The sequence below is a fragment of the Thermodesulfobacteriota bacterium genome, assembly GCA_036397855.1.
In the GTDB taxonomy this organism is placed as follows: Bacteria; Desulfobacterota_D; UBA1144; order Nemesobacterales; family CSP1-2; genus DASWID01.
The window spans coordinates 1-6881 of record DASWID010000189.1 but is presented as its reverse complement, the minus strand read 5'-3'; the positions used below and the strand labels follow the sequence as shown (position 1 = coordinate 6881).

Sequence of the window (6881 nt, the reverse complement as noted above, 5' to 3'; positions counted from 1 at the left end):
CGAGTGAGCGCGCTATGGTAGCTGGCTAGGTTCTCAAAAATTGATTAAGGAATATATCACGTTTTCTCGTCCTTCGTCAAGCTAAAGGTAAGTCCCTCCAATAGAAACATCTAAGAACGGAGAGAACAATCATGTCTAAAAACAATTGGGTCAAATTTGTAGTATTGTTTGTTCTTGTTTCAGTTATTTCTACATGGATTGACAGGCACGGCTATGCGCTAGGACAGGATTGTCAACAGCCTGCTTCCGTTCCGGCATGCACTGGAGATGATGCTACAATTTGCAGTGGCTGCGCCCCTAATCAATTCTGCTGCACGAAAAGTTTGCCGGGTGGCTGCAACGATAGTTTCGAAGATTTATGCAAATTCACGACTTGCATGTCAGATCCCGGTTCAATATGTCTGATACCTTCGCCCACACCAACGCCAACACCTTCTCCAACACCGACACCGACCCCTTCCCCATCATCTGCCAATCATAAGATAACGTTCACAAATAAATGTGGTACGGAATCAATTTGGATTGCGGCGTATAATGGTTTCAATGGAGATGCGCCTCTGCTTTGTGATGCAAGTAGCGCGGGAAAGGCAGCCACTGGCAATTGTTCAAGAAATCGTGCTGGTGGGTTACCACCCCCTTGGGGGAGCGATGGAAGTCCAACCTGGGAAATACCTGCGGGTGAGAGTAGGGGTCTTACCATTCCATTTTGTTATACCTCAGCAGATTTTGCAGCTAGAACAGGTTGTACCGTAAATGGACCAAGTTTGGAATGTACCGGGGGTGATTGCGGTGGTTTTAATAATTGTGGAACAGATGGCACGCAACCTCAGCCAGTCACCCTGGCCGAATTTACGTTTGATGGCGGAGAACCAAACTGTAATGGTTTAGATAACTACGATGTAAGTGCGGTCGCCGGATTCAATTTAAGAGTAACAATTACCCCTGACAATCAGGATTGCATAATAGCAGGGGGACAGTGTAAGAGTCTAGATGGCGTATGTCCGTACAATCTAGTTCTTTGGAATCCTATGACTAATCAATGGGACATCAGAAAAGATACGGATACCCATTTAGGAACATGTCTGTCGCCTGGAACCATGGCGGCTTTCCCTGGGGTTCCACCATTCACTAATTTTACTGCAGACGAGCAGGCGAGGCTTGGCTGCAATCCCGCCCCTTATAACATATCACCAGTTCAACCAGCTGGAAATTGTTTCTCTACATTTGGAAAAGGGGGGACATGCACCCTCTCTGCTTGTGGCCTGAGCGCTCCATATCAGTTCTGCGATCCCTATGGAGAATGCGATGCAGCAACCGGTAGAACCGCTGTCTGGCCGTCTTTTACAGATCCTATTACAATGACTCAGAAACCTTCCACTATATATATTGAAAACATCCAAAAGGCATGTGGCAACAATACGAATGGTGGTGGGATCTATGCCTGGGCATTCGATGATAACAATAGCCCACCTGGATTATCGGGTGGGCTCTATACCTGTCCAAAAAGTGCCCCGCCGATTAGTGGTCAAGACTATACAGTTACATTTTGGTGTGACGGTGATAAAGATAATGATGGAGTAACCAACGAAAATGATTTTGATTCAGATAATGACGGCATACCTAATACGGAAGAATCCGCTTCCACTGAAATGAATTCTCAAAGAGGTTCAGTATCTTTGCAGAGAGAAATTCCCGATGATCCGGATGGAGATAGACTTCCTAATGAGCTCGATCTGGATTCGGATGGGGATTGTATTTGTGACATTCTAGAGGGTGGTGGTCTTGATGAGGATCGTGACTGTGTTGTTGATAATTTTGCTGATTCAGACGAAGATGGGCTCAATGATGCTCAGGATCCTGACCAAGGAGGTGTCGCATTACCTCTAACGGATACAGACAATGATGAAGCACCCGACTTCGTTGATTCGGATTCAGATAACGACGGGGTAACGGATGCTAATGAAACAATGGGGGGATTAGATGTGGATGGAGATGGGGTGCAAGATGATTCGGAGGATCTGAATGGTGATGGAGTGGCAGATAGTTGTCATCCAGCAACTGGCACACCCGTTGAATTTCTTGATTCAGACGGAGATGGGATTTTCGACCACCTGGATAGTAATGATAACACCCCACAAGGCGGCGGAGGTTGTTCTATTGCATTGACTGGTGTTAAGCCATCGATTCCAGTATATCTGCTAATTCCAGTTTTCATCGTAATAAGGAGAGTGTGGGGCAGGTATTAGAGTTAATCGGGACTGAAACTTCTCTTCGGGTTTGTATGACATGCTGTCGGCTGTGGGGTCGGCTCCTACACTTGGTATTGGGATCAAAAATGTTGCAAAAATGGCTAGTCACCCGGTTCCTTCGGTGTTACTCAGGACATGCTTGCTGGCCGGTTTACCAGATGTCACGGGTAGGTCTGTCCCGAGCGCTTCGGCATAGCTCAGGAGAGGCATTGTCGAATGGATTCGCGACCTACCCATTCTTTCCGAGGTTCGAAAACCTCGGCTATCGTTGAGAAAAACACGCTGTGTGAAGAAACCCGAATCTACCCGAGGTCAATAACCGTTTGGTATTTTTTTATATGGCTTTAGGCTTCTGAATCTGAAAACTGGTTAACCCATGCTTTCAATAATGAGTAGACTGATGTAGCACCCACTATTTTTTCTTTAGGCATTTCCCAATCGGATGGGTATAAAACAAAGGGTAGTGATTGATAACCTCCCAATCCGCCATGTGAGCCAACCAGTTCCTCAAAGGCTGCTACTTCATCGGCTTCTGGATCATAAAGACTGTTTACTAGGATATCAGGCACATGTGGAAATGTGTCGCTTCGTTTAATATGTTCGGGAGCATTGGGACTGAAATTTTTGAGTGGATCGTTCCCTTCAACTCTTCCATTTTCTAAAAACTGGGTTCCATTAGCGCCAATGACCATTGGTCCATTTCCTTCCGAATGGACCATTATGAAGCCGATTCCAGGATGCTCAATCAAACCAGGTATCACGTTTGGAAAGTTTTCTTTGATTTTCTCATAGCTTAATCGTTCCTTCCAGTTAGTGAAATAAACCAGTCCCAAATTTCCTGACGGCAACACTACTACTTCCGCTGCTTTCTTTTCTATAAACCTTTTTTCGTGCACATAATACCTGTGATCCGGTCCTAATATTACACTACCACTGTAGGTTCTCGGTTTAATAATCCCTCTCAGAATACGCGATGCTAGTCGTTCTTCATTCTTCATGAATTCAGTTAGAAAGGCATTGAGACTACCCCAGCCCTCGCTGGCATGTTCTGTACTTTCAACGGTGTGTTGCTCAGAAACCAATTTCCTTACAAATTCTTCTAAGGTCATGTCGTACCTTTGCCTGAATGTAGCCCCCTGACTTTGACCGTGGTCTGAAAGAACGACAAAATGATATTGCCTGGGGGATTGATTCGCTGCTTCCTCTAGTCTTGCGAACTGATGGTCGAGCTTTGTCAAGACGTCAATTGCGTCAGGCCGTTCAATACCTGAATGATGTGCAACCTCATCGTAGCCGACAAAGGTGGTATAAGCTGAAGGTATCCCCTTGAACATATCTCCAATTAACATATAAATACTAAGTTCCCTGAGGAAAATAGTTGTAAATGCCCTCAGAATCGGATATGCACCTCTTCTTTTGATTCGAGGGCGCTCATCCATTAACCTTTGCTTCCATGCAGCATATTTCTCCAGTATGATATCCCAGATAAATAACTCGATCATTCGTGCAAAATTATATGGATTTATGAAATAATGGTAGTAATTTTTGGTATGAATTCTGGAAAGTCCTGTAAGTGTGCTAAATGTAAACATGACATCAGAAGCATCACCTGAAAACATATTTCCCCTGCTGGCTCCTTCATTCACCAATAGCCCGTTACCATTCGACATACGCCGTTCAATCTCAGCCGTGTGACGAGGATGATTGGATACCATAATCCTTTTATTGTCTTTTTCGTACCACCTAAAGGCAGGTATGTCGAAGTTGTTTCCATGGAGAATTCCTGCTTGACTCGCGGCAGTCTGAGAAGATAAATCACATTCCCATTCGATTAGTCTGTGGGTCCCTTTCGCTAACCAGCGGGCTAAGGTTGGCATTTGACCTTTTTCAATAGCCCTTCTTAATACGGGAGCTGAGAGTCCGTCAATCTCTAAGAAGATTACACCCGCTGTGTTAAATTTTTCAGGATTGGCTTTCTTAGATGAGAATTGTTCAATTACATAGCGATGATAGGATTCGTGGAAGTCAATAGCAAGAAGGCCAATCAGGAATGTGTTAGTGACCGTCAAGCCCAAGGCTGCTAGCGATATACTCCAGTAACCTAACGATTCAAAGCCCGGATCAATCTGACCTGATAACCATATGATAAGGCAATTAAACACAAGTGTTAAAAGGATGAATGTAAGCACGGTGAAGGGCATCGTGAAGTACAGAAGTGCCGGCCATATCAGGGCGTTCAAGAGACTGATTAATAAGATGGTCCAAATAGCAGTTGCCCAGTTCGCAACACTTAAACCCGGTAATATTGCCACAAGAAATAGAAGAGCAGTTATTTCTAAGGCCCATATTATCAATATTCTAGTGAACCATGCAAAGGTGAAAAATTCGGATAGTTCCCTACGTAGGCCCATCGAGTCGATAATCTCCAGATATGTCTACAATGCTACCAGGCTTGACCACATGAATCTTCACGTCAGGAGCAATAGTTGCAGCATGACGGACGAAGTCGTTGGGTGGATCGTAGAGGAATCTTGGCCTCATCCAGCCCATACCCAATGGGTGAAGTGTGCCCCAATGAATGGGTATTGCAAAACGAGGAGATAAGAGTCTCAGCGCTTCTGCAGCGCTGTATGGGTTCAAATGGCCTTTGCTCAACGTTGGTCCCCAGCCCCAAATAGGGAGGAGAGCGAGGTCTAGATCATCCCAAAGATCAGCCATTTCGGGGAATAAATCAGTATCACCCGCGAAGTAAATACTGTGGGAACCATCAATTATAAAACCCATACTATCAGCCTGCGTACCAAACGGATATCGTTTTCCTCCATGATGTGCGTATGTAGATGTAACGCGGATTGAACCAATATTTATGGAATCGCCGATACGCATTTCGATTATGTTTCTAAAACGTCGCCTATGGAGTAATTTCCAGGTTCCTTGAGGAACTATCATCGGCGTATCCTTTTCAATTAACCTGAGGGAGGGTATATCCAGGTGGTCTAGGTGAACGTGAGATATTAACACGGCATCGATATTATCATAATCAGCTGGAGCTATGACTGTTCTGCTATGCCTAAGTAATCCTAGTCTGTGGCGAAGAACAGGGTCAGTCAAGATACGCATGCCGTTCATTTCTATTAAAACTGTGGCATGCCCAATATATGTGATATTTGGTGCTGGTAACATGACGTCTTAGTTCGGCATTAATGATTTCAGGAAAAATATAGAGTAAAAGGTCTCAATATTATAACTCGAAAAATTTAGTTGTTTTCAAAAAAGATAGATAATGGCTAAATGATACCCAACTTAATATAATTATCACTATTGTTGTTCAGCTCTTCTCAGGACCAGAAGAACAAAATGCCCCATATATGCGATTGCAATAATCGAAACGATAACGCCAAAAATCAGCGACATATAGTGAATGTCAGAGTAAGCACTAGCTGTGCCAGCTGATAATTTTGTTAATTTGCTAGCTACATATCCATAATAGACCATTAAAAACAGTTTTGGGAAAATAACGGACAGGGCAATTGCGTAATCTTTGAAAGAGACCTCACTAATTCCAAACAAATAGCATAAGAAGGTATATGGCAAGGGCACCAGACGTAAGAGCATCATGACCTTCTTCCCAATTTTGCTGACCAGCTTGTCAATCTCAAGAAATTTTGGATGGTTTCTCAGGTATTTCTCAACGGTATTCCTGGCCAGATATCTTGCGATCAAAAAGAGAAGAATAGCGCCTGAAACCTCGGCTATGCTTGTATAAATAAATCCCCATAAAAGGCCGAAAAGTAGTCCCGAAGCTATTGCGAATAAATTTCCAGGAATGAAGATTATTGTCCCAACCCAAAATGCAAGAATGAAAATTATCGGTCCGAATATACCTTGAGCCTTTATCCATTCCTCGGCAGGAGTTATGTAATCCCCCACATAATGAGCAATTAAAATTGAAACAAAAATAATAAAGAGGGCTACTAATGAGTCTTTTAATATTTTCCTTATCGGGTAATGGTGAAAGGAAAGCTGGCGGAATTTGTTTAAATTCTCAACTATTAGCTTAGACTCCGTTCTGATCAATTAAAACTACGTTAAATAAATCTAAGATGCCAATTCAAGAAATTATTCTTTCTATATCCATTAAGCTCTACCGCACCAACTTTACCACCCAATTCTTTTTGGGCGACCACAGGCGGGCGCTGTTCAAAAGAGTCTTATCCCGACGATTATAACGCAGCGATAGGGAATCCACAAAATAGGTTGTCGTCTTCCATTTTTCACCCTTTATCTTTAATTTAACCAACAAATTCCCTGTAGCTACACGGTATCCACTGTCATTGCTGTAGATGTTAGATAATTCGTGGACAATCTCTTAGATTTTAAATGGGCATTCAAAAAATTGCCAAAATCAATTCCGGAAGCGTTAAAAAAAGATTTGGGGTTGTGGTAGGATTAAATATTTTTAGCTGGAGGAATTGATTTAATAAATCCTAATTTTTTGTCAGCCCTTGATTTTTGTTTCTTTGTATCAAGACAAAGAAAATAAAAAAATTAAACGATGGATCCCCGATTAAAACATTCGAGGATGACAAATGACCTCTATAGGGATTCCCGGTAAAGGATTTCGAGAACGAC

5 protein-coding genes are annotated in these 6881 nt (G+C 43.0%); 2 read left to right on the top strand and 3 right to left on the bottom strand.

The window, feature by feature from the left end; genetic code table 11:
- Positions 1 to 131 precede the first annotated feature (131 nt).
- Together VGA95_14325 and VGA95_14320 are read left to right on the top strand one after the other, a co-directional pair.
- Positions 132 to 2246 (top strand): thaumatin family protein, encoded by a 2115-nt coding sequence (locus tag VGA95_14325; GenBank protein HEX9667719.1) that lies wholly within the window; start codon positions 132 to 134, stop codon positions 2244 to 2246.
- 40 nt (positions 2247 to 2286) lie between these two features.
- The gene (locus VGA95_14320; protein ID HEX9667718.1) at positions 2287 to 2445 is read left to right on the top strand and encodes a hypothetical protein; all 159 of its coding nucleotides are present in this window, start codon (positions 2287 to 2289) and stop codon (positions 2443 to 2445) included.
- A gap of 148 nt (positions 2446 to 2593) precedes the next feature.
- On the opposite strand, the gene VGA95_14315 is transcribed toward VGA95_14320, so the two are convergent.
- The 3 genes from VGA95_14315 to VGA95_14305 all read right to left on the bottom strand — a co-directional run bounded on the left by VGA95_14315 (position 2594) and on the right by VGA95_14305 (position 6326).
- Complete coding sequence (locus VGA95_14315) at positions 2594 to 4660, bottom strand: phage holin family protein (GenBank protein ID HEX9667717.1); 2067 nt, start codon at positions 4658 to 4660, stop codon at positions 2594 to 2596.
- On the bottom strand, positions 4647 to 5432 hold the full coding sequence (locus VGA95_14310; protein ID HEX9667716.1) for an MBL fold metallo-hydrolase: 786 nt from the start codon (positions 5430 to 5432) through the stop codon (positions 4647 to 4649). Before VGA95_14310 ends, VGA95_14315 begins: the two co-directional genes overlap by 14 nt.
- A 135-nt stretch (positions 5433 to 5567) precedes the next feature.
- Entirely contained in the window at positions 5568 to 6326 is a 759-nt protein-coding gene (locus tag VGA95_14305; GenBank protein HEX9667715.1) for a TVP38/TMEM64 family protein, read from the bottom strand.
- Positions 6327 to 6881: the final 555 nt, after the last annotated feature.